The sequence below is a fragment of the Virgibacillus proomii genome, assembly GCF_018916875.1.
GTDB classification, from domain to species: Bacteria; Bacillota; Bacilli; order Bacillales; family Amphibacillaceae; genus Virgibacillus; species Virgibacillus proomii_B.
In genome coordinates, this window is the sequence record NZ_JAHLNO010000004.1 from 311,443 (window position 1) to 336,038 (window position 24,596).

The 24,596-nt window shown below is 37.2% G+C and carries 20 protein-coding genes, 1 other RNA gene and 1 other annotated feature; of the genes, 17 read left to right on the forward strand and 4 right to left on the reverse strand.

What is annotated here, in order from left to right:
• Positions 1-142 precede the first annotated feature (142 nt).
• A complete protein-coding gene (locus KQI21_RS16650; protein WP_216482684.1) occupies positions 143-328 on the forward strand; it encodes an IS3 family transposase in 186 nt (61 codons plus the stop codon).
• An 87-nt stretch (positions 329-415) separates the two neighbouring features.
• Here the strand turns inward: KQI21_RS16650 and spoVB are convergent, their stop codons facing one another.
• A complete protein-coding gene (gene spoVB, locus KQI21_RS02725) occupies positions 416-1,972 on the reverse strand; it encodes a stage V sporulation protein B (protein WP_216482486.1) in 1,557 nt (518 codons plus the stop codon).
• A gap of 121 nt (positions 1,973-2,093) precedes the next feature.
• Between spoVB and KQI21_RS02730 the strand changes: the two genes are divergently transcribed.
• The 8 genes from KQI21_RS02730 to dtd all read left to right on the forward strand — a co-directional run bounded on the left by KQI21_RS02730 (position 2,094) and on the right by dtd (position 11,874).
• Entirely contained in the window at positions 2,094-2,387 is a 294-nt protein-coding gene (locus KQI21_RS02730) for a post-transcriptional regulator (RefSeq protein WP_253291254.1), read from the forward strand.
• A gap of 351 nt (positions 2,388-2,738) precedes the next feature.
• Positions 2,739-5,009, forward strand: a complete 2,271-nt coding sequence (gene secDF, locus KQI21_RS02735) for a protein translocase subunit SecDF (RefSeq protein ID WP_216482488.1) — start codon at positions 2,739-2,741, stop codon at positions 5,007-5,009.
• Positions 5,010-5,228: 219 nt separating this feature from the next.
• The gene (locus KQI21_RS02740) at positions 5,229-5,621 is read left to right on the forward strand and encodes a transposase family protein (RefSeq protein WP_216482489.1); all 393 of its coding nucleotides are present in this window, start codon (positions 5,229-5,231) and stop codon (positions 5,619-5,621) included.
• Positions 5,608-5,700, forward strand: coding sequence for a transposase (locus tag KQI21_RS16655; RefSeq protein ID WP_216482490.1), 93 nt, complete (start codon positions 5,608-5,610; stop codon positions 5,698-5,700). The genes KQI21_RS02740 and KQI21_RS16655 overlap by 14 nt, the downstream gene beginning before the upstream one ends.
• Positions 5,701-6,072: 372 nt before the next feature.
• The gene (recJ, locus tag KQI21_RS02750; RefSeq protein WP_216482491.1) at positions 6,073-8,397 is read left to right on the forward strand and encodes a single-stranded-DNA-specific exonuclease RecJ; all 2,325 of its coding nucleotides are present in this window, start codon (positions 6,073-6,075) and stop codon (positions 8,395-8,397) included.
• On the forward strand, positions 8,387-8,899 hold the full coding sequence (locus KQI21_RS02755) for an adenine phosphoribosyltransferase (RefSeq protein WP_216482493.1): 513 nt from the start codon (positions 8,387-8,389) through the stop codon (positions 8,897-8,899). Before recJ ends, KQI21_RS02755 begins: the two co-directional genes overlap by 11 nt.
• Positions 8,900-9,158: 259 nt before the next feature.
• The gene (locus KQI21_RS02760) at positions 9,159-11,369 is read left to right on the forward strand and encodes a RelA/SpoT family protein (RefSeq protein WP_216482495.1); all 2,211 of its coding nucleotides are present in this window, start codon (positions 9,159-9,161) and stop codon (positions 11,367-11,369) included.
• Positions 11,370-11,427: 58 nt separating this feature from the next.
• Positions 11,428-11,874, forward strand: a complete 447-nt coding sequence (gene dtd / locus KQI21_RS02765; RefSeq protein WP_216482497.1) for a D-aminoacyl-tRNA deacylase — start codon at positions 11,428-11,430, stop codon at positions 11,872-11,874.
• Positions 11,875-11,904: 30 nt separating this feature from the next.
• Here the strand turns inward: dtd and KQI21_RS02770 are convergent, their stop codons facing one another.
• The gene (locus tag KQI21_RS02770) at positions 11,905-12,927 is read right to left on the reverse strand and encodes an N-acetylmuramoyl-L-alanine amidase family protein (RefSeq protein WP_216482499.1); all 1,023 of its coding nucleotides are present in this window, start codon (positions 12,925-12,927) and stop codon (positions 11,905-11,907) included.
• Positions 12,928-13,976: 1,049 nt separating this feature from the next.
• On the opposite strand from KQI21_RS02770, the gene KQI21_RS02775 reads away from it, so the two are divergent.
• From KQI21_RS02775 to ssrS, 4 genes are all read left to right on the forward strand, one after another.
• Positions 13,977-14,153, forward strand: a complete 177-nt coding sequence (locus tag KQI21_RS02775) for a hypothetical protein (RefSeq protein ID WP_216482500.1) — start codon at positions 13,977-13,979, stop codon at positions 14,151-14,153.
• 305 nt (positions 14,154-14,458) lie between these two features.
• Positions 14,459-14,680: a binding site (T-box leader), on the forward strand.
• 340 nt (positions 14,681-15,020) lie between these two features.
• A complete protein-coding gene (hisS, locus tag KQI21_RS02780) occupies positions 15,021-16,310 on the forward strand; it encodes a histidine--tRNA ligase (protein WP_216482502.1) in 1,290 nt (429 codons plus the stop codon).
• A complete protein-coding gene (gene aspS / locus KQI21_RS02785; RefSeq protein WP_216482503.1) occupies positions 16,303-18,078 on the forward strand; it encodes an aspartate--tRNA ligase in 1,776 nt (591 codons plus the stop codon). Before hisS ends, aspS begins: the two co-directional genes overlap by 8 nt.
• 326 nt (positions 18,079-18,404) lie before the next feature.
• Positions 18,405-18,589, forward strand: a non-coding RNA gene (gene ssrS, locus KQI21_RS02790) — 6S RNA.
• Positions 18,590-18,997: 408 nt separating this feature from the next.
• Here ssrS and KQI21_RS02795 read toward each other — a convergent pair.
• Both KQI21_RS02795 and KQI21_RS02800 read right to left on the reverse strand, forming a co-directional pair.
• Positions 18,998-19,648, reverse strand: coding sequence for an RsfA family transcriptional regulator (locus KQI21_RS02795; protein WP_216482504.1), 651 nt, complete (start codon positions 19,646-19,648; stop codon positions 18,998-19,000).
• Positions 19,649-19,748: 100 nt separating this feature from the next.
• On the reverse strand, positions 19,749-21,026 hold the full coding sequence (locus KQI21_RS02800) for a replication-associated recombination protein A (protein WP_216482506.1): 1,278 nt from the start codon (positions 21,024-21,026) through the stop codon (positions 19,749-19,751).
• Between the two features lie 160 nt (positions 21,027-21,186).
• On the opposite strand from KQI21_RS02800, the gene cymR reads away from it, so the two are divergent.
• Genes cymR through KQI21_RS02820 form a run of 4 tightly spaced genes read left to right on the forward strand, consistent with a single transcriptional unit; the run spans position 21,187 to position 24,581 of the window.
• Positions 21,187-21,606 carry a cysteine metabolism transcriptional regulator CymR gene (cymR, locus tag KQI21_RS02805; protein WP_216482508.1) on the forward strand — a complete coding sequence of 140 codons (420 nt, stop codon included), beginning with the start codon at positions 21,187-21,189 and terminating at the stop codon, positions 21,604-21,606.
• A 21-nt stretch (positions 21,607-21,627) separates the two neighbouring features.
• On the forward strand, positions 21,628-22,779 hold the full coding sequence (locus KQI21_RS02810) for a cysteine desulfurase family protein (protein ID WP_216482509.1): 1,152 nt from the start codon (positions 21,628-21,630) through the stop codon (positions 22,777-22,779).
• A gap of 5 nt (positions 22,780-22,784) precedes the next feature.
• On the forward strand, positions 22,785-23,897 hold the full coding sequence (gene mnmA, locus KQI21_RS02815; protein ID WP_216482511.1) for a tRNA 2-thiouridine(34) synthase MnmA: 1,113 nt from the start codon (positions 22,785-22,787) through the stop codon (positions 23,895-23,897).
• A gap of 15 nt (positions 23,898-23,912) precedes the next feature.
• Positions 23,913-24,581, forward strand: coding sequence for a tetratricopeptide repeat protein (locus KQI21_RS02820; protein WP_216482512.1), 669 nt, complete (start codon positions 23,913-23,915; stop codon positions 24,579-24,581).
• Positions 24,582-24,596 lie beyond the last annotated feature (15 nt).

A 24,596-nucleotide genomic window follows, 5' to 3' on the forward strand; every position in this document is an offset into this window, starting at 1 on the left:
CTACAGACAAATTAAACGAAGATGAGTACCCGCTTATCCAGGTTCCACTACACCTCTTATAGCCTTAAACGTAGGATAGATAAATTAATAATGACACACAGTATGTCTTGAGGCAGGAATGCATTGATAATGGAACGATAGAATCCTTTTAAACAAATGGGAGACATTTTATGAACTCTATAAAACGATCGATGATGACATAACTTTTTATAATCATGATAGATCCCAAGAAAAATTAAACGGCTTTAGCCCTGTGGAATATAGAGCTAAAGCCGTTATTATAACCCCTGTCTACTTGATTGGCGAGGCAGTTCATTTAGTGTGTTAGTTGGCGGCAACTGGTCGATTAAGTTCTAACTGCTCGGGACGTTTCGCCTTTTCGATAGGTTCTAGGACTAGACAAGTTATATACCTACTATAGATCCACCCATTTTTGTAAAAAAGGGATTTGTTTAAGTTCTTCTTTCGTGATAAAACGAAGTAAGAACAGAAATAGAATATAAATAAACACGAGGAGACCTAATAAAATGATAAACAGAATAAGTCCTGCATTTGTTTGATCATAGATTCCCTTAATTAACTGGCCAGTTCCCCAGGTCAAGAGAATGAGTGCAATCATTTTTAGGATGTCCTTAAATGGGATACCGAAGCCAATAGCTTTATACAGTGAAGCTAGGTGAAGAAGAGTGATCAAGACGACACTTAAGGAAATCGCAATCGCAACACCCATAATTCCAAATTTTGGGTTAGACGCAAGAAAAACTAAGGCTCCAAGTTTACAAAACGCCCCGATTAGACTGTTCCACATAGCGGCTTTGGCCAAGTCGAGCGCTTGTAAAGCTGCTTGTAAAGGAGATTGAATATAAAGTAAAATAAAAAATGGAGCCATTAACAAAACAAATTTACTCGCTTCAGCTGTTCCATACATATATGTTAAAATAGGTACGGAAAATAAAGATAGAACAATGGTAGCTATTGCCCCGGAAGCAAAAGATATACGAATCGATTGATGGATTCGATAATGAATCAATTGTGTGTTTTTCGTTGCTTCTGCCTCAGAAATCGAAGGGACTAACGCAATGGACAACGAATTTGTAATGAAAGTTGGAAGAAATAATAAAGGCAGCACATAACCGGTTAATTCTCCATACTGTTTCGTTGCTAATGTACTAGATATACCTGCTATTGCCAAACTTTGAGCCACCAAAATCGGTTCAAGAAAATGAGAAATTGAAGCTATAAATCGACTGCCTGTACTAGGTAGAGCAATGGAAAAAAGTTCCCGGACTGTATCTTTGCTGGCTGATAAATAGGAGAAAAAACGTGTGCGCAATTTAATTCGTTTCTTTCGTTTAAACATTTGCAGCATGTATAATAAAGACATTAACTCGCCTATGATAATACTGAACATTGCGCCGGCAGCTGCAAATTCGAGACCATAAGGTAAAAGCAGTTTTACGAAAAAAGCTACACAGGTGATGCGGACAATTTGTTCAATGACTTGGGCATAGCTTTGTGGTTTCATATTTTGTTTTCCTTGAAAGTAACCACGTAGTACGGATGAAATCGCAATAATTGGGATGATTGGGCTAATGGCTAAAAGAGGATATAATGTGCGTTCATCTGTTAGTAATCTCGTGGCGACAAAGGGTGTAGCTATAACCATTAATACCGTAAATACGATACTTGATAATCCGGTAATAACGAGTGATACAATTAATATTTGTTTAATTTTTGCATAATCCGTTCTTGCTTGTGCTTCTGCAATTCGTTTAGAGATAGCCACTGGTAAACCGAGTTGGGTTAAGGTGATAACAAGAAAGAAGGTTGGAAGTGCCATCATATAGAGACCAACACCTTCTTCGCCAATCAGACGAGCAATAACAATCCGGTTAATAAAACCGAGAAATCGAGTAATCATACCTGCTGCTATTAAAATAAGAGTCCCTTGTAAAAATGTTTGTCTGGTCATTTTTTTTACGACCTGCCTTCTCAAAAAATGGAATATCATATACAATGATATATATGCTAAGGAGTGGGCCAAGCATGACAAGATCGGAAATTTTTCATACTCCATAAAGGAGGGTTCAGTTTTGGAAATTGTACAAACTGTGTCAGAGTGGAAAGAAATGGTTCTGCCTGTGTTAAAAAGTAAGGCGGAAGAATTTCATTTAATGGGATATAAAGAAGCAACTACAGAAGATGTTTGGAAATGCCTGATGGAAAAGGTATGGAAAGGTTATCCAGAAAAGCGAATTTATGAGGTAGTGGGGGATATATTTCAATTAAATACGACTACCTATATAAGTTATTTAACCATGAACGCATATAAAAATGATGATTTACTAGCATCCATTCAAGCTGTAACGAATATGAATAACGATTAAAAGTAATTTATCCCGCATGTAAGTTGCCGTAAGACTCCCACTTTAAGAGCCTGAGTTGGTACCAAAAGGGGCTAAGTGGGAGAAAACGGTACCTAAATGCCCGATTCGTTCAACTAACATTCAAGGAGAAAAGTACTCCTTGAATGAAGTTTCACTTTATCCCGGATGTAAGGATCCGTATTTTTCTTCTTTCCAAAATGTGCTAATGATATTGCGAACATGATGAGAAAAACGGTTCCTAAATCCCCGATTCGTTCAACTAAATTCAAGGAGAAAAGTACTCCTTGAATGAAGTTTCACTTTATTTACATAAAAATTTTACCCTAAATAAACAAGGGAGGCCACAATGGAATGAAAAGTAGAGGCAGAATTGTTGCCTTTTTTCTAATCGTACTAATTTTTGCTGGTACAATTGGAACAACGGTTACAGGAATAACGAAAGATATCAACCTGGGTCTTGATCTCCAAGGCGGATTTGAAGTTTTATACGAAGTAAGTCCAGTAGATGAGGGACAAAAAATCAGTCGAACGTCACTGGAATCTACAGTGGAAATATTGAATGATCGAGTAAACCGTCTTGGTATTAGTGAAGCTAGCATCGATATTGAAGGAGAAGACCGTATTAGAGTACAGCTAGCTGGAGTAGAAGATCAAACAGAAGCAAGGGAACTATTGTCCACTACTGCACAATTGTCTTTCCGTGATGTAAATGATCATGAACTGTTAAACGGAAATGATGTAAAGGAAAATAGTGCAAAGCAGGACTTTGATCCAAACAGTAATCAGCCAATTGTTACATTGAAATTGAAGGATGCTGACAAATTTGGTGAGGTAACGAGTAAAATAAAAGATATGAATGACCCTGAAACACCGTATGAAGATAATTTATTAGTGATCTGGATGGATTATAAAAAAGGTGATTCATTTAGAGAGGAATATACAAAAGAAGACCCGAAATATGTTTCTGCACCACGTGTTACAGAAACATTAAATACAAAAGATGTAATGATTAGTGGTAATTTCACTGTAGAATCTGCACAACAGCTGGCAAATGTTATTAATTCCGGTTCTCTACCAGTGCACATGGAAGAAAAGTATTCTACTTCGGTAGGAGCACAGTTTGGTGAGCAGGCCTTAAATAAAACGATTTTTTCTGGCTTTATTGGTGTAGGCCTGATCTTCTTGTTTATGATTTTCGTTTATCGGTTCCCGGGATTAATTGCTTCCATTAATTTAACGATTTATATTTATTTAATTCTACTTGTGTTCGAATTAATGAACGGTGTCCTGACCTTGCCAGGTATTGCTGCACTTATTCTTGGAGTTGGGATGGCAGTAGATGCCAACGTCATTACCTTTGAACGAATTAAGGAAGAACTGCGATCCGGTAAATCACTTATTGCTTCCTTTAAAGCAGGTACCAAAAACTCTTTATCATCGATTTTAGATGCAAATATTACGACGTTAATAGCGGCTTCTGTATTGTTTATTTTTGGTACAAGCTCGGTTAAAGGATTTGCGACAATGTTAATTGTCAGTATCCTAGTGAGCTTTTTAACAGCAGTGTTTGGTACACGCCTATTGCTAAGCCTTTGGATTAAAACCAAATTCTTAAAAAAACGTCCAGGTTGGTTTGGTGTTAAAAAAGCAGAGATACAAGATATAAAAGATAAAAGTGAAGTGGAACCAACTGTGTTTAATCGAACTCCTAACATAGTAGGTCATCGAAAGAAATTTTTCTGGATTTCTGCTATCATGGTTGTACTTGGATTAGCTTCTTTATTCATGTTTAAGTTAAATCCGGGTGTTGATTTTACAAGTGGTTCCAGGATTGAAATTTTAGCTGAAAACAGTATTTCCACAGAAGAAATTGAACAAGATTTTATTGAACTAGGCATTGAAGCAAAGTCGATTGTATCTTCAGGAGAAAATGGAGAAATGGCTGTTGCTCGATTTGACAAAGTGCTTGGAAAAGATAAGATTGCTGAAATAAAAGCTTATTTCGTTGATAAATATGATCATGAGCCAAGTGTAAGTGTTGTTTCACCTATTGTTGGTGAAGAACTTGTTAAAAATGCCGCTTTTGCCGTTGCAATTGCTTCTGTTTTTATGATCATTTATGTGACGATTCGCTTTGAATTTTTCTTTGCCATTACGGCAATTATTGCTTTATTGCATGATGCTTTCTTTATGGTTGCTATTTTTAGTATTACACAAATTGAATTTGATATCACAATCGTTGCAGCAATTCTTACCATTGTTGGTTATTCGATTAATGACACTATCGTTACATTTGATCGAATTCGAGAAAATATACGCAAGCGGAAAAAAATCAAAACCTTTAAGGAACTTGCTGATGTCGTTAATCGGAGTCTGGTACAGACATTTACTCGAAGTATCAATACAACCCTTACGACACTAATTGCTGTGTTGGCGTTTTTGTTCCTTGGTGCTGAATCCATTAGTGGGTTTGCTGTTGCTCTTACGTTTGGACTTATTGCTGGTACCTATTCTTCACTCTTCTTAGCTTCACAACTATGGTTGATTTGGCGAGGAAAAATGCTGAAGAAAAAACCGGTTGATTTTAGAAAGAAAAAAAGAGTACAAGGACCACAAGTATAATAGTGACCTCTGTTCCAATTGGGACAGAGGTTTTTACGAATCAAAAAAGGCTCTATACTGAATGTGGTGGTGTCTTTTATCCCGACAAGGTTTATAAGCAAACAAAAAATACACGCCTTCCCCTCTCCTTTGTTAGCCCTAAGTTGCACAAAAGGTAAAGGAGAGGGAAAGCGTGCAACATCCTTTTATCATAAGTTATTAGGGATTAAAGACAAACATGTGGACGTATGGAATATAGAAAAGTATTCTAATAAATGGTTGATCGAACTTCATACCAAAGTAAAAAAACAAAAATGCCCATTCTGTAAGGAACGAACCAAGCGGATTTATAGCTATCGAAAGCAGTCTATACAGGGGCCAATCTTATCCAATACACCTGTAAAAATAATAGTAAAGAAAAGGCGATACTTGTGTACGTATTGTCCTCATACCTTTTATGAACGATTACAAATGGTGGATATCTACCAAAGGTGTACGAATTCTGTACAGACTTCTGCTTTAACGTATTCTGCCGTGGGCTTCTTTACCTTGGTGGCGCGATTAACAGGAATCAGTACCAATCGGTTAATCCGTCTATTTGACCGACATCAACTCTTTTATGTACCCATTTAACAATGGCTATATAGAAGGAGTAAATAACACCATAAAAGTGTTAAAGCGTAATTCATTTAGAATGAAGAGTTTTGAGTAAATGAAAAAGAAAATACTGTGGCAACAAGAGATTAAAAAAAATATCTAAGGGTCAAAAGAGATGGTGGAGTCGATTTTCCACCACCACATTTGATAGAGAACCTCAAAAATCTGTTTTCATGAGTTTAGAAGCGTATATAACTTGGTTGATTTGTGCGCTTTGTTTTTTGTCTATATCGGTTTCTGCATTGCGAATATCTTTTTTGGAAAGTAGCTTCGTCTAGTTTGAGAGCCCAAGCTGTAGCGATTTTAACGACCTCGGGTTTATTCATTCTCTTTTTTAGCGAGAACGTTAGAAAAATTGAAATAAGTAAATCTCTAGTTGCTACCTCTGATAATATTTATGTATAATAGATTGGTCAGGGGTGAAATTATGCTACAAAGTAAAGCAAAATGGAATTTTGTAGGAATAGAAGAAACAGAGGTAAACTTGGTGGCTGATTCACTTCAACTATCACCAGTTATACAAAAACTTTTACTTCAAAGAGGAATTACAACGGAGCAAGCAGCAGCGAAATTTCTTCAACCTGATTTTGCTGATTTACACAATCCCCATCATCTTCAATCCATTGATAAAGCGACAAAGCGTGTTCATCAAGCAATTAAACAAGATGAAAAGATTCTCGTCTTTGGTGATTATGATGCAGATGGAGTAACTGCCACAGCGGTATTGGTAAAAGCGTTACTGGAATTAGGGGCATATTGTGATTACTATATTCCGAATCGATTTACGGAAGGGTACGGTCCGAATGAAGCAGCATTTCGTCATGCCTATGAACAAGGATATCAATTAATTATTACAGTAGATAATGGAATAGCAGCAATTGAAGAGGCTGAAGTAGCAAAAGAATTAGGAATGGATTTGATTATTACGGATCATCATGAAATCCAAGACCGATTACCGGACTGTTATGCTATCATTCACCCAAAATGCTCACCTAATTATCCTTTTCATGAACTGGCTGGAGTAGGCGTCGCTTTTAAGTTTGCCCAATCCTTGTTGGGTTATTTTCCGCATCAATTCCTAGATTATGTTGCTATTGGTACGATTGCTGATCTCGTTCCCCTCATTGATGAAAATAGAATATTAGCATATCATGGGTTACGTGCTTTAACGCATACAAAGCACATAGGGTTAAAAGCGTTAAAACAAGTTTCTAAAGTGGAAGGAACAGTGACGGAAGAAGATGTCGGATTTCTTATTGGTCCAAGGCTAAATGCGGTAGGGAGACTGCAGTCTGCTGATATGGCTGTTGACTTATTGCTTACAGAAGAACCTGATGATGCAAGGGAGATCGCCCATACAATCGAAGCATTGAATGAAGAGAGACAATTGCTCGTTCAACAAATCGTAACAGAAGCTGAACAAATGCTTGCTGAACAAGAAGACCAAGATGTTATTATTGTTGCAAAAGAGGGCTGGAATGAAGGAGTACTAGGAATTGTCGCTTCCAAATTGGTTCGTAAAATGGACAGACCTGCTATTGTACTTACATTGAAAGCGGAAGAAGGAATTGCTAAAGGATCTGCAAGAAGTATTTCAGCTTTCGATTTATTTCAAAATTGTATACAGATTCGTCATTTATTTAATACTTTTGGAGGTCATTCACAAGCAGCAGGAATGACACTTCCGATCGAGCAAATAGGGTCACTGCAGCAAGCATTAAATAAACAAATTTCTGAGCAACTTCAACCTGATGATTTTAAACAAGAGATTCAAATCAGTCAGACGTTATCACTTTCGGAAATAACGACAGAGCTAATCGAGGATATTCAACGGTTGGCGCCTTTTGGTATGCACAATCCAAAGCCTTTATTCCATATCCAGGAAACTCCGAGACAGCCAAAGCAAATTGGTAGTATGAAAAATCATTTAAAGCTTCAATTTAAAAACGAAAAGACGATGTTAGATGGGATTGGTTTTGGTATAGGTGAACTTTTCCATTATTTAACTCCTCAAACAACCGTCAATGTAGTCGGAGAGTTATCAATTAATGAATGGAACGGACACCGTAAGCCCCAAATAATGATTGAAGACATCTGTATAGCAGATTGGCAATTGTTTGATCATCGTGGCAAAAAAGCTGTTGATTTAGCAATGTTTGTTAATGCCAATTCAACTTGTGCTGCAGTGGGGGATAAATTACAAGCGCAATTGTTAGGTATTCCACATCGAACTTATGAGGACGATTGGTCAAATTTAAAGCAGGTCGATACATTATTTATATTTTCAATGCCGGAAAAATGGAGTGACTTGGAGGAAATCCTTATTGATACCAAACCTAAGAATATTCATCTATGTTATTATATAGAGGATAGTACATATTTACGTGCTTTTCCTTCAAGAGATGATTTCAAATGGATGTATAGTAAATTACTTTTTCATAAATCAATTCATATTGACAGGAAATTACCCGTATTAGCCCAATCACGAGGGTGGAATAAAGATAAATTGCTGTTTATTATTCACGTATTTTATGAACTACAATTTATACACATAGAGGATAGAATTATTAAACTGAATCCGAATCCAGCAAAGCGAAATTTACAGGACTCTGAGACATATCAAAAGCGATTGCAACAAGCTGAGATCGAAAGGATAATGTATTATTCTACCTACGAAGAACTAAAAAACTATTTTGCAAAATATATGGATCATTTGGGAAGTCCCAAGGAGGAACCTAGTTATGGATTATAAAAGATACATTAAAATTGTTGAAGACTGGCCAAAGAAGGGAATTCAATTTAAGGACATTACACCATTGATGGCTAATGGTGATGCCTTTCGCTCAGTTGTAGATGAAATTGTAACATATGCAAAGGAAAAAGAAATTGATGTGATTGTGGGCCCTGAAGCAAGAGGGTTTATTATTGGTTGCCCAGTTTCTTATGCCCTGGGAGTGGGTTTTGTGCCGGTAAGAAAGGAAGGTAAGCTTCCGCGAGAAGTAGTAAAGATTGATTATGGATTAGAATATGGTAAAAACATATTAACGATTCATAAAGATGCGATTAAACCTGGGCAACGCGTCTTAATTACAGATGACTTATTAGCGACAGGTGGTACTATTCAAGCAACTATTAAGCTGGTGGAGGAGCTTGGTGGAATTGTTGTTGGTTGTGCATTTATTATCGAATTGAGCTATCTGGGCGGTATGGAAAAGTTACAAGGGTATGATGTATTATCCTTAATGAGCTATTGACATGGTAAGATAGGTCTGGCGATGTGAAGTCGTTAGGCCTATTATTGTAATATAATTACATAGTAATGAGTTCGAAAAGCAGGGAAAATAATGGCGGCGGTAGATGGGAACGTCTACTGTTTAGCAACCTAATAACGTAAATTTTTATGAAGTCATCCTAATTTTGGCTGATTCTTATAATGGACACATACAAGAGAAAAGCATATAATTAAACTATTTAAGAAATTAGACTTGATATAGCGAATAAAGGTGATTTTTAATGGCGAAAAGCGATATTATGACAATAGATAACATTTTGAATAAGGCTAGTCAGTATCTGACCGAAGAGGATGCTGCTTTTATTCGCAAAGCATATGAATTTGCTGAAAAAGCTCATGCGGATCAATTTAGAAAATCTGGAGAGCCATATATTATTCATCCTGTTCAGGTGGCCGGTATTTTAACGGAGCTGGGAATGGATGCAGAAACCATTACAGGCGGCTTTCTTCATGACGTAGTAGAGGATACTGACGTCACGTTAGAAGCGATTGAAGAGGTATTTAATCATGAAGTTGCCATGCTTGTAGATGGTGTTACTAAACTAGGTAAGATTAAGTATAAATCAAAAGAAGCCCAACAGGCAGAAAATCATCGAAAAATGTTCGTTGCAATGGCGAAAGATATTCGTGTAATCTTAATTAAATTGGCAGACAGGCTTCATAATATGCGCACATTAAAGCATTTGCCACCTAATAAACAGCGTAGAATTGCTAATGAAACATTAGAAATATTTGCTCCATTAGCCCATCGGTTAGGGATTTCGACGATTAAATGGGAACTGGAGGATATAGCACTACGGTATTTAAATCCACAACAATATTATCGAATTGTGCAATTAATGAAGCAGAAAAGAGAGGAACGAGAATCTTATATAAAAGAGGTTATAGAGGAAGTTTCCAAACAATTGAAAGAAATGAATATTAAGGCAGAACTTTCTGGAAGACCAAAACATTTGTATAGTATTTACCGAAAAATGGTAAAACAACATAAACAATTCAATGAAATATATGATCTGCTTGCTGTTCGAATTATTGTTAATAGTATTAAAGATTGTTATGCCGTATTAGGAATTATTCACACTTGCTGGAAACCAATGCCTGGCAGATTTAAGGACTATATTGCGATGCCAAAGCCGAATTTGTATCAGTCATTGCATACTACTGTAATCGGGCCAAAAGGTGATCCGTTAGAAGTACAAATCCGCACAAAGGAAATGCATGAAATCGCAGAATATGGCATTGCTGCACATTGGGCTTACAAAGAAGGAAAGCGAGTTAATCTGGATAAGCAATCGTTTGAAGAAAAGTTAACTTGGTTCCGTGAAATCTTGGAATGGCAAAATGATACACACGATGCAGAAGAATTTATGGAGTCTTTAAAAGTAGATTTATTTTCTGATATGGTGTATGTATTTACTCCTAAGGGGGATGTTATTGAGCTTCCATCTGGTTCCGTACCTTTGGATTTTGCTTATAAGATTCATACCGAAATCGGTAATAAGACAATTGGTGCAAAAGTAAATGGAAAAATGGAGCCACTTGATTATAAGCTGAAAAACGGAGACATTGTTGAAGTAATGACTTCTAAGCATTCCTATGGACCATCACAGGATTGGTTAAAAATAACACAAACATCCCAAGCAAAAAACAAGATTAAACAGTTTTTTAAAAAGCAGCGGCGTGAAGAAAACATCCTTAAAGGAAAAGAAGCTGTTGATAAAGAAATTAGGAACTTAAATTTAGAACCGAAGGAAGTTCTAACGCAGGAAAACTTACAACGTGTATACGAAAAATATAACTTCTCCAATGCGGATGATATGTATGCGGCTGTTGGCTATCAAGGAATTACTGCAGCTTCTATTGCTACACGATTAACTGAAAAAATAAGACAAACGAAGGAAAAACAACAAGAACTTGAACAAACGATAGAAGAAGTAAAAACGGATGTTAAAGATAAAAAGGATAAAAAGCTAAATAAGCGCGATATCGGTGTGAAAGTAGAAGGTGTTGATAATCTGCTTGTTCGTCTATCGAAATGTTGTAACCCTGTTCCTGGTGATGACATAATAGGATATATTACAAAAGGAAGAGGTATTTCTGTCCATAGAAAGGATTGTCCTAATGTGCAGACAGAAGAAGCGAGGGAACGCTTTCTCCATGTGGAATGGGAAAATAATCGAACCGAACAAAAGCAATACCATGTTGACCTGGAAATATCAGGCTATGACCGACGTGGTCTAGTAAATGAAGTCTTGCAAGCAATTAATGAGACAAAGACGAACATCACCTATGTGAACGGTCGTTCTGACCGTAACAAAATGGCGTTCATTCAAATTACGATTTTAATCCATAATACGAGACATTTACGAAAAATTGTAGAAAGAATTAAACAGATTACAGATGTGTATACAGTGAAACGAACCATCCAGTAACGAAGAAGAACATACTTTCTCATTCCAAACAATAGGATTAGAAAAAAGGAGCATAATAATGAAAGTAGTAGTACAACGATCGAAAGAAGCCAGCGTTTCTGTAAACGGTAAGGTAATTGGAGAAATTGCACAAGGCTTTGTTGTTTTAGTAGGGATCACGCATGATGATACAGAAGAAGATGCAGCCTATTTAGCCAATAAAATTGTCCATTTACGAGTATTTGAAGATAAACAGAACAAACTTAATTTATCTTTAAAAGATGTTGGTGGCAGTATTCTTTCTATTTCTCAATTTACATTGTATGGAGATACAAGAAAAGGAAGAAGGCCTAATTTTATGAATGCTGCGCGTCCAGAATATGCTAATGATTTGTATGTGAAATTTAACCAATTATTAGAAAAAGAAGGTGTTTTTGTGGAGAAGGGTGCATTTGGTGAAATGATGGAAGTTCAACTAACTAATGATGGACCGGTTACATTGATCATTGACAGTAAGGAAAAGTAATAAGAACAATCCTCATCAGGTTTGTTCTTATTACTCATTTGCGAAATATTTACCCAAACCGTTAATGATACCGGAAACCAATTGTTGCTGATACATTGTTGTTTGTAATAAGGAAGCTTTATTTTTATTGGATATAAAGCCGAGTTCAACTAAAATAGCAGGTTTATAATTTTGTCTAAGTACGAGAAAGTCCCCAAAGCTTGTTCCGCGATTATCGGCACCAGTTGATTTTATCAATTCAGCTTGTACATAGGTAGCTAATGAACGATTACGGCGTTGGTAATAATAAGCTTCGATTCCGGTAACGTTTGGCAGTTGAGGAACACTATTATAATGTAGGCTAATAAATACGTCTGTGTTTAATGTATTACTAAAGCTGATCCTGCTGTTTAGTGAAATAAAGTCGTCTCCTAGCCTAGTCATTTTAACGTTAGCCCCTAACATATCTAATTCTTTTTTTAATTCCTGTGCAGTTAAATACGCTACATCTTTTTCAAATACTTCCGTTGCTCCAATCGCCCCAACATCTCTTCCGCCATGTCCAGCATCTATCACAATCGTTTTATTTGCAAAACTACTCTGAGAAGGTGTGTTTACTGGCTTGGTAAGTTGTTTATATATATAGCCACGTCCATGTTTATTTTCGATTTCATACCAATCACCATCAGCGCTTCGAACATTGTATATGCTGCCTTCATCAGCAAAGTGATTAATCGAATAATCGGTTGATGGTCCATTGCGTATATGTGTCTTCTTATTTGAAATGGTAATCGTTTCTGGAGGTTGTTCTGAATGAATTTGTATATAATCCGCAGCAATCCAACCTTCCCTATGTTTTAATTTAACTTTGATCCAATCATCAGCTTGTAGCAAAACTTTGTATATATCTCCTTTATTAGCCTGTTCTATGTTGGAAAATTGCGTTCCTGGACCACTGTGAATATTCACTCTGCTTTCGGTAACGATCCCTTCCAATGCATGGGAAATTGGTGTAAATGATAGCATAAATACGATTATAATTGGTAAGACGACGATTATTTTTGTCCTTTTCATTTATTGCCTCCTTATTATGAGCTAAGATTTTATCCTGCATTCTAGGTGTCATAAGAAAAAAGTGTTCTTCTTTTTCAAGGGAAAGAAAAGCTTAAACAGTAATACATTGCAATTATAGTGTTGTAACCTTAGCCTTTGATTTATTCTCTTGAGATAAAAACATGTCCTTGAATGAAGATTCATTTTGAGTAATAATTGTATAAATTGTCTAGAAACTCTGAAGCACTACGCACCCATAGAAGCAGTTAGGTGTTTTCGACAGAGGTTCGTCATTAACGCAGTGTTGGTTCGACGTAGTAAAAAGTTTAAGTCTTAAGTATAAGTGCAGTTAAGCAATTACCAACGCTATCGTGCCGCTCTCCAAGTTTTCTTTATCAATTATTTCCATTTAAGTTCATGTTATACCTTTCCAGAATCGCTTATATAGGCAAATGAGATATATCTAAATGATTAAGTTAGGTTGAATTTTAAAAAAGGGGAGGCGTTTTGCTTATGGAGTAATATTAATTAGAAAGAAAGATCAGATACTCAGTACGGTTTAATCATGGTAGTCCGGTATTTACCAAGTTACGTATAAATACAACCAGAGAATCGCCGTTTAAAGTTTAAAATTTTGCGCCTCTTGCTAATTTTTCTTTTAGTGCGTGTTCAAAAAGAAGGTAAAAAGATCGAGAAGTTCGAGGCGGCGAAGTGTCGAGTAGCGCAGTTGTATGCAGTACAGATACATGAGCACTAGTGAAGCTTCCTCGAAACACATTCTCACGCAGGAAAAGGGGATATCCTTTTCCAAGGAACGGAGAAGCAAGCCAATAAAGAAAACTTGGCTAGCAGCAAGCGAAGCACAGACGATAGCCTAGTTGCACTTATACTTAGAACTTAAAAATTTTTAACTACGTTGAATGAAACTTCAACGCTAAAAATTTTATCCGTTCCAACGTGCGAAGAAATTCGATGTATCATTTTTAGTGCACTTTTTGAACAACCTCTTTTAGCATAATAAAAAATAAAATGCTAGGCAAACTAGTCCTATAAAAAGGAGGTAGTTTTCCGTGCAATCATCCGAAAAACAGTCGCATGTTTATCAAGAAAGCCAAGTGTTTGGTGTTAATTTACATCGCTTTCTGGAATTAACTGAAGGAGAGGCTAGTCATATGGAAATAGCAGAAGAGTTAGGGATTTCATTAGGAGAAGTTAAGATGTTAAAGAAAAAATTAAATCGCGCTTGACATAACTATGTAGAACGATTAATATAATATACATTCATGGTTATGAAAATCAGTAGTTGCCGCAAGGAATTGTATTTTACATTGGAAAAAATTTTTATCCCGCATGTAAGGTGCCGTAAGACTCCCACTTTAAGAGCCTGAGTTGGTACAAAAGGGTCTAAGTGGGAGAAAACGGCACCTAAATGCCCGATTCGTTTAACTAACATTCAGTAGGAGATGGAAGAAAACTCCTACTAAATGAAGTTTCACTTTATTTTATTGTCCCACATGTAAGTGCGATGTGGCAACAAATTGTATATATAGTTAGATTACCAATGAAGGAAAAAGTAATTGGCAACCAAATGCCCAGAGAAGAAATGCCATAGGCTGGAAGCATTTCACATGATGGTCCAATGAAAGACATTCCAGAGGTTTTATATCGAAAGGGACAGTAGGTATAAACGTATCACAGGCGTTAACTGTATAAAGGCGGATGTATACATAACATCAATTAGGGTGGCAACGCGGGCTAAACTCCCGTCCCTTATTATTCATAATAAGGGACGGGAGTTTTTTAATATCTAATTTTAGTGTAGAAATTAAATTCAACATCGTAAAAATTCTTCCACTTAGAAGTATACGTTTAACAATATAATTAACTTTGTCAGAGGTTAGACGGGCTATACCTTTCTTTATGGTAATCGGTTCGTGACGGGAGACGATGTTAATCTATCGTAGGGAAAACAATCGAAGCTACTACGGATTGAGTAAAAGCTAGACGATATGTAAAAATGGATATCGTTTTCTATACAATAAAAAAACATTCACTACAATTGCACTTACTACATGAATAATCATATACATTATTAATATTAGGAGGTTTTTCCGATGAATTATAAGGCACCGAGAGGTACTGCAGATGTCTTACCAGAAGATGCTAAGAAATGGCAATTTATTGAAAGTACAATAAAACAGATTTGCCACCAATTCCATTATGAAGAGATACGGACACCTTTATTCGAGCATACCGAAGTATTTCAACGAGGAGTAGGAGACTCTACGGATATTGTGCAAAAGGAAATGTATACATTTGAAGATCGCGGTGGGCGAAGCATTACTTTACGTCCTGAAGGAACGGCTCCCGTCGTCCGAGCATTTGTGGAAAATAAATTATATGGATTAGCCAACCAGCCTACGAAATTATATTATTTTGCTGAAATGTTCAGATATGAACGTCCACAAAAAGGGCGGATGCGACAATTGAATCAATTCGGTGTAGAAGTATTAGGCAGTGCAGACCCAGCCGTTGATGCAGAGGTTATTGATTTAGCGATGAGCTGTTATCAAGCTTTAGGATTAAAGTCGATTAAGTTAGTGATTAATTCCCTTGGGGACAAAGAAAGTCGAGCCAAACACAGGAAGGCTTTGATTGAACATTTTACTCCATATAAGGGTGAGCTTTGCTCTGATTGCCAACAACGTTTGGAAACTAATCCATTACGTGTGCTTGACTGTAAAAAGGATCGTGAGCATCTAGCCATGCAGTCTGCTCCATCGATACTGGATTATTTAAATGATGCTTCGCAAGATTATTTTGAACAAGTTAAAGCATATTTAACCTTGATGGGAATTGAATATGAAGTAGATAAAAATCTTGTTCGCGGCCTTGATTATTATAATCATACGGCTTTTGAAATTATGAGTGAGGCAGAGGGCTTTGGTGCGATTACTACTCTTGCCGGTGGTGGAAGGTATAATGGGCTTGTTGAAGAACTTGGAGGACCGAGTACGCCAGGAATTGGTTTTGGTATGGGATTGGAAAGGTTGTTAATGGCGCTTAAAGCAGAGAACCAAGATATATCAATAGATTGCTCGCTGGATACGTATGTTGTTGCTGTTGGGAATGAAGCGGAAAAAGAAGCAGTTTGTTTAGTACATCAATTAAGAAAGCAAGGAATTCAAGCTGACAAGGATTACCAAGACAGAAAAATGAAGGGACAATTAAAAGCTGCTGATCGGTATCAAGCAAAATACGTATTGATTCTAGGAGAAAATGAACTAAAAGATAGAACAATAGTTATAAAAGAAATGGCAACAAGTAATCAGGAAACCATTGCATTAGATAGTGTAATAGCTGTGTTAAAGGAAAAGCTTTTAGGAGGAAAGGATCATGAGTGAGAATGTGCGTACGATGGCGGGATCGTTAACAGAGACGGATGTTGAAAAATCAGTGGTATTAAAGGGGTGGGTACAAAAACGCAGAGATTTAGGAGGCTTAATTTTCATCGATCTTCGTGATGTATCTGGCATGATACAAGTTGTGTTTAATCCGGATCGTTCACTTTCTGCTTTAGAAATTGCTGAGACAATTCGAAGTGAGTATGTGGTAGAGGTTAAAGGGAAAGTCGTGAAACGAGATGCTGGAACTGTTAATCCGAATATGCAAACAGGTACCATTGAAGTGGTAGCACAATCGATAACCGTTTTAAATAAAGCTAAAACACCGCCATTTTCGATTCAAGATGAAACAGACGTGTCCGAAGATCTAAGATTAACTTATCGATATCTTGATCTACGTCGTAAGCCATTACAAGAAACATTTAAATTACGCCATCAGATTACACAAGCTGTTCGTCAATACTTGAATGATCGTGGATTTTTAGAAATGGAAACACCAATCTTAACGAAAAGCACGCCAGAGGGGGCAAGAGATTATCTTGTACCAAGTCGTGTACATCGTGGAGAATTTTATGCCTTACCACAGTCGCCGCAACTGTTTAAGCAACTAATTATGATGGGCGGCTTTGAAAAATACTATCAAATTGCTCGTTGTTTCCGTGATGAAGATTTACGAGCAGATCGTCAACCTGAATTCACACAAATTGATATTGAAGCATCGTTTTTAACTAGTGATGATATTATGAAACTCACTGAAGAAATGATGCAATATGTGATGAAACAAGTAAAAGGAATTGATATTCCACTGCCTCTAAAGAGAATGCCTTATGAGGAAGCGATGGCACGTTTTGGCTCAGACAAGCCGGATACACGCTTTGGCATGGAACTTATACATGTATCGGAAGTAGTCAAGCGGTCTAATTTTAAAGTGTTTCAAAGCGCAATTGAGGCTGGTGGCCTAGTAGCTTTATTAAATGTCAAACAGCAGGCGAATCATTACTCTCGCAAGGATATCGATAAGCTGACGGACTTTGTTAGAGTATATGGTGCCAAAGGTTTAGCCTGGTTGAAAGTAGAAGGTGCTGAGTTGAAAGGACCAATTGTTAAATTTCTTTCCGAAGTAGAAAAATCAGGTTTAATGACTGCTGCTCAAGCAGAGGATGGAGATTTACTGTTGTTTGTCGCTGACAAGACAAATGTTGTGTATGATAGTCTTGGCGCACTTCGTTTGAAGCTAGGAAAAGAATTAAAATTAATTGATGAGTCTGCTTATAACTTCTTATGGGTGACCGATTGGCCACTGTTAGAGTATGACGAAGAAGAGAGTAGGTATTCTGCTGCCCACCACCCGTTTACTTCACCTGTTGAAGCAGATATTGATAAATTAGATACAGATCCGGAAAAAGTGAAAGCTAATGCCTATGATTTGGTGTTAAATGGCTATGAGCTTGGTGGGGGATCGATTCGTATTCATAAAACAGAGGTGCAACAGAAAATGTTTCAAGTGTTAGGGTTCTCTAAAGAAGAAGCAGACGAGCAATTTGGTTTCTTGTTAAAGGCGTTAGAGTATGGTGCACCTCCACATGGAGGAGTTGCATTAGGGCTGGATCGCATTGTTATGCTGTTAGCAGGCAGAACGAATTTGCGTGACACGATCCTATTTCCAAAAACAGCTTCTGCTTCCGATTTGCTGACAGATGCACCAAGTGAAGTAGGTTCAGTACAGCTGGATGAGTTGGGAATTAAACTGATGAATGATGAGAATTAAAGATTAGCTGTAGAAAAAAATGTAGGGATGACGCAAAACACTCCTACTTAAAGTGTTAAAGAGAATATGAAGAAGTTTAAGTGGGAGATACGCCCTAAATACCGGACTCGTTCTGGGTGACAGGACAAGGAAAGCGACGACAGCAATACATCGCACGAAGAAAAAGCGTTCTTCTTTTTCAAGGACGTTGGAACCTTAGCCTTTAATCTAATCTTTCGTAGAGAAAAGCCCACTGAATGATTTGACTTTATAACACTTTGAGATACGAACCTTAAGGATTGATTTTTTGAGAAATGACATGTTAAAATATATTTACAAATAAGAGCAAAATCCTGATGTGTTCGTCCATGAAAAGTGTTTTGACCGAACAACTTTAAAAATGGGAGTTCGCATGTTTCTATATTGCGTGCACGCCTCTTAACCTGAGGAAGCACAATAAATATAGAACAGAGCACCCACCTGCTGAGAGCGGGATCAAAACTTCTAAGTGGACGGCACGATCGGGAGCCAATAGAAAGCCCTAAATTGCGAGATTGGAATCTTCCTTCTAGCAATTCAGGGCTTTTTTCGTTGTCTTGGAAACGATATCTGTATTTACTTGATGGGTATTTTATGAAAGTAGCTTCGTTTAGCTAAAGCGCTCGTGCTGCTAGTAAACTTCAATCTTCTTTCTACAATAAGTCAACATCGGATCGAATAGAAGCCGTATATCTCTCATTATTATTTTGCGAACTTTATCAAAGAAACGGCTCCTAAATCCCCGATTGGTTCAGAGGCCTTAGGTCATACCCTTGCGGTACTAACATTCCGTGTAAAAAGCGTTCCACGGAATGAAGTTTCACTTTATCTCGTTAGAATATTCTCCAGTTTGTAAGGTCCTAACCGAGCACTTCTAGCTTTTTTTTTCTTTCTTATGCTTTTAGTTTGACCCTTGAGCTAATTGTTGCAGGTTGCCATTTTTGTCCATTCGGAAAGCTGGTGCGGGCATCATTCCCTGGTCTTCTAACACCGTCATTTTGCGCGCTCTTTCCATAATTTGGATAAATGCTTGGTAATCTTCTTGAATCGTTGTTAATCTTTGTTTCGTTTCCTCTAATTCTTTATTCAATGTATCTACTTGCTTTTGCAGTGTTTCTTTTTCCCGCTTAGCCTGTTCAAGAGAAGCCAGGGACTGATGAGAAGCCATTGTTTGTTTTTTTACACCTTTTAAGAAACTAATAACCATATCCATTGTAAGCTGTGGATCATTATTAGATATACGGTGGCTGGAATTGCCCTTCGTTTCTCCTTGAGAGAAGGATACAGCGGATTTATTCGCTTTATTAGCCTTTGCCATCGCACGTTTCTTTTCTTTTCGTTGTCGTTTTGCAAGATCAATAGCATTTACGTATTTATTACGAATCTCAGCATTCCAGCGAAATCCACATGCTGCGGAGGTACGATTCAATTTATCTCCAACCTCTTCAAAAGCGTTCAATTGTGTACTTCCTTCGCGAATATGACGTAGTACGGTTTCTGCTAATAATAGGTCATCCTCATGTGACCAGGCATCTTGTCTAACTTTTGCCATTTGGTTCAACTCCTTTTAAAGTAACAATTTTACAATGATTTTTAAATAGATTTGTTTGTATTCTACTTTCATTGTTACCACAGGAGATCGAACTTATACGTCAAATCTTTTTATCTTTCTGGATTTTATCATAAACTTGTTTCATAGCTTGTTCAAATTTTCCGGTAGCTTTAGGTATATAGTATTGTTTATTTTTTATAGAATCTGGCAAGTATTGCTGCTTCACCCAACCATGTTCATACTCATGCGGATACAAATATTCTAAGCCTCGGCCTAATTTCTTGGCACCACTGTAGTGAGAATCCTTTAAGTGGGCAGGAATTTCCCCGCCTTTACCGCGTCTTACATCTTCTAACGCTGCATCCAATGCTTTATAAGCAGTGTTTGATTTTGGTGAGAGACATAATTCGGTAATCGCCACACTAAGCGGAATTCTAGCCTCAGGAAAACCTAACCGCTCTGCAGCCTGAACTGCTGCCAGTGCCCGTGGACCAGCTTGCGGATTTGCAAGTCCAATATCTTCATAGGCCGTAACAATCATTCTTCGAGCAATGCTATCTAGATCACCAGCTTCAATTAATCTTGCTAAATAGTGAAGTGCTGCATCTACATCACTACCACGGATTGACTTTTGGAAAGCAGATAGAACATCATAATGGGCATCCCCATCTTTATCATGAGAAAAACTTTTCTTTTGCATACATTCTTCTGCAATCGATATAGAAATATGAATTATATCGTTCTTATCCTCTGGTGTGGAAGATACGGCGAGTTCAACTCCATTTAAGGCAGCACGCATATCTCCATTGGCACTTTGCGCAAAGTGCTCTAATGCTTCCTCTGATAACTGGATGTTTTTATCCCCAACCCCTTTTTTTGAATCTGTCATTGCACGGGTAATTGCTTGTTTGACATGATCCGCTGTTAAACGATGTAATTCAAATAAATGACATCTACTGCGAATAGCCGGGTTAATAGAATGGTAAGGATTACTCGTTGTACAGCCAATCAAGATTATTAAATTACTTTCTAAATGAGGCAGTAAAAAGTCTTGTTTTGCCTTATCAAGACGATGAACCTCATCTAAAATAACTACGACCTGTCCGGTAATTTTTGCTTCTTCTACAACAATTTCCATATCTTTTTTCTTATCGGTCACTGCATTTAATAATTTTATTGGTTTTCCAAGACTTTTTGCAAGTGCCATTGCCATAGATGTTTTTCCAGTTCCGGGAGGTCCAAAAAGAATCATGGAAGCTAACTGCTCAGCAGTTACCATCCGACGAATAATTTTTCCTTCACCAACTAAGTGCTCTTGACCAATAATTTCATCAATATGCTCCGGTCTCATTCGAACTGCGAGTGGTTTTTGTTTCATTTATACCGTCCTTTATATTATAATAATACACTGTTTACAAATTCGATTACTTTGTTATTACTTGATATAGGTTTTCCAATCATGCAAGTAGAATGGGTTCCATGCTATAATATCATGTATGAAGATAATTGGAACGTAATTAAAATTGAGGTGTCAGTATATGAAAATTTCAACTAAAGGGAGATATGGTCTTACTCTTATGATACATTTAGCGAAATGTCATGGCAAAGGACCTACTTCTCTTAAACAAATAGCAAAAGAGAATAATTTATCTGAACATTATTTAGAACAATTAGCATCACCATTACGAAACTCAGGTTTAATTCGGAGTATTCGCGGTGCGTATGGTGGTTATGTGTTAGCTAAAGATCCGATTGATATTAAAGCAGGAGACATTATTCGTGTTTTGGAAGGCCCTATTACTCCTGTTGAAGGAATTGAAGATGAAGAGCCTGCAAAGCAAGCCTTATGGTTACGTATTCGTGATGCTGTAAAAGATGTATTAGACACAACAACATTAAAAGATTTAGCTGATCATAATAATGATGAACCGCAAGAAGCATATATGTTTTATATTTAAGCCAGGGAAGGATAGATAGACGTGGAACAAATATACTTAGATCATGCCGCCACAACACCAATTCATCCTCTTGTCTTGGATACGATTTATTCTGTAGAGAAAGAGGTTTTTGGTAATCCATCAAGTGTCCACTATTTTGGAAGAAAGGCAAGACAGTTATTGGACGAAGCTAGGTATGATCTGGCTAAAAGTATTAACGCCCAGGAAAAAGAGATTATTTTCACCAGTGGTGGAACAGAAGCTGATAATTTAGCAATACTAGGAACTGCTAGAGCAAATCGTCATAAAGGAAATCATATCATTACAACCCTTCAAGAGCATCATGCTGTGCTTCACACCGTAGAGCAATTGGAAAAAGAAGGTTTTGATGTGACATACTTACCAATTGCTGAAAATGGTAAGGTGTCTGTAGAAGCTGTAAGTAAAGCACTTACAGATCGGACCATTCTTGTTTCGATCATGTACGTCAATAATGAAACAGGTGTTATCCAACCAATTAGGGAAATTAGTAAAAACCTAAAATCTCATCAAGCCTATTTTCACACAGATGGAGTTCAAGCATTTGGTCTTACTGATATAGATGTGGCTGCATTAGGAGTCGATATGCTGACCGTTTCATCTCATAAAATGAACGGTCCAAAAGGTGTTGGCTTTTTATATGCGAAAGAAAATGTAAAGCTTTCTTCCCTCCAGTTTGGTGGTGAGCAAGAGCGAAGACGACGTGCAGGCACGGAAAATTTGTCCGGGATTGTTGGCTTTCAAAAGGCAGTAGAACTAGTGAAAAAGGAAAGAAATGAACGAATTGAAAAATATCAAGGTTATAAACAGCAGTTTTTACAAATTCTGCAGGAACAAAACGTGGAGTTTCGTGTAAATGGCGATTTAGATGATTCGGTTGCTTCCATTGTAAATATTAGCTTTCCAAAAACGAATGTAGAAGCGCTGCTAACAAATTTTGATTTAGAAGGTGTAGCAGCTTCTAGTGGAAGTGCTTGTACTGCTGGATCGGTTGAGCCTTCTCACGTATTAACAGCCATGTACGGGAAAGAACATGAATGTACAACCAATTCGATTCGATTTAGCTTTGGCTTAAGCAATACCTCTGAAAATATAGAAACAGCTGCCTTACGAATAGCGAAAATTGTAAATCGGTTAACAAGCAATAAAGGATGATTAGGATGAATAATAAGCAAGATATAAGAGTTGTAGTTGGAATGAGTGGAGGTGTTGATTCTTCTGTTGCTGCCCTTCTTCTAAAACAAGAAGGCTATGATGTGGTTGGCATCTTTATGAAAAATTGGGACGATACAGATGAATTTGGAGTTTGTACGGCAACAGAGGATTTTGATGACGTTGTTCGTGTTTGTAATCAATTAGATATTCCGTATTATGCCGTCAATTTTGAAAAGCAATACTGGGATAAAGTGTTTACGTACTTTTTAGATGAATACAAAGCAGGTAGAACACCAAACCCTGATGTAATGTGTAATAAAGAAATTAAATTTAAAGCTTTCCTTGATCATGCCTTGTCACTAGGAGCAGATTATGTTGCAACCGGGCATTATGCACGGGTGCGTGAGCGAAATGGCCGATATGAACTCTTGCGCGGTGTAGATGATAACAAAGATCAGACATATTTTTTGAACCAATTAACCGAGGATGTTTTAAGTAAAGTGATGTTTCCACTTGGCAACATGCATAAATCAGAGGTTCGAAAAATTGCTAAAGAGCATGGTCTGGCTACAGCAACCAAAAAAGACAGTACAGGGATATGCTTTATTGGTGAGCGGAACTTCAAAGAATTTCTAAGTGAATATTTACCTGCACAACCGGGCGAAATGCAAACATTGAATGGTGTCATTAAAGGACAGCATGATGGATTAATGTATTATACGATTGGTCAACGTCAAGGTCTTGGTATTGGTGGAGCAGGTGAACCATGGTTTGTCGTGGGAAAAAATATTAAAGAAAATATCCTCTATGTAGAGCAAGGGGATAAAAACGAGTATTTGTATTCGGATGCACTGATCGCAACAGATATCAATTGGATTCATCCGGACCGGGTAGAGGACAGTTTTACATGTACGGCAAAATTTCGCTATCGTCAACAGGACAGCCCGGTAACTGTCACAAAAATCGATGATGAACGGGTAAAAGTTACGTTTGGAGAAAGGCAGCGTGCTATTACGCCGGGACAAGCAGTTGTATTTTATAATGGTGATGTTTGCCTTGGCGGCGGAACGATAGACGAAATTTTAAAAAGAGATCAGCGACTGGATTATGTAGGTTAAGTAAGGAGTTATACAATGGATACTAAGCTACAACAAGCAATCACTTGTATAGAGGAAAGTAATTTTGAAAAAGCTGCTGTATTATTCATGGAAATAATTGAGGAACAACCAAATGATCCGGTTGGCTATATTAACTTTGGTAATTTATTATTCCATATGAATGATATGGAACGAGCACAGCGATTTTTTGAAAAAGCGATTCAACTTGATGCACATGCAGCAACTGCTTATTATGGGTTAGGTAATCTCTATTATGAACAGTCTTTATATAAAGAAGCTCAGGGGAACTTTCAAAAAGCAATTGAATTTGGTTTAGCCGAAGCAGATGTTTACTATTTACTAGGGATGACGCTACAACAGCAGGAGCATTATAAATTAGCACTCCCTTATTTGCTACGAGCTACCGAATTAGCCCCGGAAGATACAGAAATATTATTTCAATATGGGCTAAGTTTGGCGCAAATTCAACTTATTAACGATGCGGAGCAAATTTTTCAGCAGGTACTGGCTATACAAAAAGATCATAGCGACGCATATTATAATTTAGGGGTTATCGCTTTGTACAGAGAGCAACTAGAGAAAGCATTGCATTATTTTGACGAAGCATTACGTATTCAACCTGAGCATGTTTTAGCTCTAAACGGTAAAAAAGAAACGACTGCATTACTTAATGATGCGAAGTAAAATAATGGAGTGTTT

Coding starts and splice junctions, on each gene's coding strand:
- aspS (WP_216482503.1), top strand. CDS start 16,303: ATGAGTGAGAATGTGCGTACGATGGCGGGATCGTTAACAGAGACGGAT.
- KQI21_RS02770 (WP_216482499.1), bottom strand. CDS start 12,927: ATGAAAAGGACAAAAATAATCGTCGTCTTACCAATTATAATCGTATTT.
- spoVB (WP_216482486.1), bottom strand. CDS start 1,972: ATGACCAGACAAACATTTTTACAAGGGACTCTTATTTTAATAGCAGCA.
- KQI21_RS02760 (WP_216482495.1), top strand. CDS start 9,159: ATGGCGAAAAGCGATATTATGACAATAGATAACATTTTGAATAAGGCT.
- recJ (WP_216482491.1), top strand. CDS start 6,073: ATGCTACAAAGTAAAGCAAAATGGAATTTTGTAGGAATAGAAGAAACA.
- secDF (WP_216482488.1), top strand. CDS start 2,739: ATGAAAAGTAGAGGCAGAATTGTTGCCTTTTTTCTAATCGTACTAATT.
- KQI21_RS02820 (WP_216482512.1), top strand. CDS start 23,913: ATGGATACTAAGCTACAACAAGCAATCACTTGTATAGAGGAAAGTAAT.
- hisS (WP_216482502.1), top strand. CDS start 15,021: ATGAATTATAAGGCACCGAGAGGTACTGCAGATGTCTTACCAGAAGAT.
- KQI21_RS02755 (WP_216482493.1), top strand. CDS start 8,387: ATGGATTATAAAAGATACATTAAAATTGTTGAAGACTGGCCAAAGAAG.
- KQI21_RS02795 (WP_216482504.1), bottom strand. CDS start 19,648: ATGGCAAAAGTTAGACAAGATGCCTGGTCACATGAGGATGACCTATTA.
- mnmA (WP_216482511.1), top strand. CDS start 22,785: ATGAATAATAAGCAAGATATAAGAGTTGTAGTTGGAATGAGTGGAGGT.
- dtd (WP_216482497.1), top strand. CDS start 11,428: ATGAAAGTAGTAGTACAACGATCGAAAGAAGCCAGCGTTTCTGTAAAC.
- KQI21_RS16655 (WP_216482490.1), top strand. CDS start 5,608: ATGTACCCATTTAACAATGGCTATATAGAAGGAGTAAATAACACCATA.
- cymR (WP_216482508.1), top strand. CDS start 21,187: ATGAAAATTTCAACTAAAGGGAGATATGGTCTTACTCTTATGATACAT.
- KQI21_RS02800 (WP_216482506.1), bottom strand. CDS start 21,026: ATGAAACAAAAACCACTCGCAGTTCGAATGAGACCGGAGCATATTGAT.